1 protein-coding gene is annotated in these 553 nt (G+C 67.3%); it reads right to left on the bottom strand.

Annotation, left to right across the window (positions count from 1 at the left end):
- Nucleotides 1-43: 43 nt before the first annotated feature.
- Nucleotides 44-553 (bottom strand): hypothetical protein (locus AOK17_RS40335; protein WP_055617606.1); only part of this gene is annotated, 510 nt, incomplete at its 5' end.

The raw sequence follows: 553 nt of genomic DNA, 5'->3' as shown, positions 1-553 counted from the left end.
CTCCCCGCCCCACAGGCGTTCGTGTGAAGGCCGCCGTCCGGCGTCAGTTGACGAAGACCACCGGGCTGTCGGTCTGCGTCGTGTCGGTGACCGGGGCGTACTTGGCGGTGAAGAATCCGTTGCTGAAGCACAGCGACGAGCCGGAGAACTTCGTGAACTGCTGCTTGCTGAACGCGATGCTGTTGTCGGCGTTGTCGGCCGTGCCGGACAGGCTGGGCGCCCGGTAGACACAGGTGATGCTGCCGAGGAGCGTGCGCAGTACGACGGTTGTCTGGATGGTCGAGCCGGCGGGCGGGGTGATGGTGACCGAGCCGTCGGAGCCCACGGCCGAGGTGTAGGGCAGGTTGTCGACCTTGATGCTGGTGACGCCGAGCACGCCGATGACGTTGCTGGTGCAACTGCTGGCGTCGAAGGTGTGCTCGGTGACCGACTCGGTGGCCGTACCAGGCGCGGCCGGGTTGTCGACGACCGAGGCGACGAACTTCGACGACGTGCAGGAGAGACCGCTCGTGCCGGTGCTGCTGGAGTAGAGCGTGGCGCTGGTGCCGGCGGC

Origin of the sequence: Streptomyces phaeochromogenes, from assembly GCF_001418655.1 — a bacterium.
GTDB classification, from domain to species: Bacteria; Actinomycetota; Actinomycetes; order Streptomycetales; family Streptomycetaceae; genus Streptomyces; species Streptomyces phaeochromogenes.
This window is presented reverse-complemented; position numbering and strand designations above follow the sequence as displayed.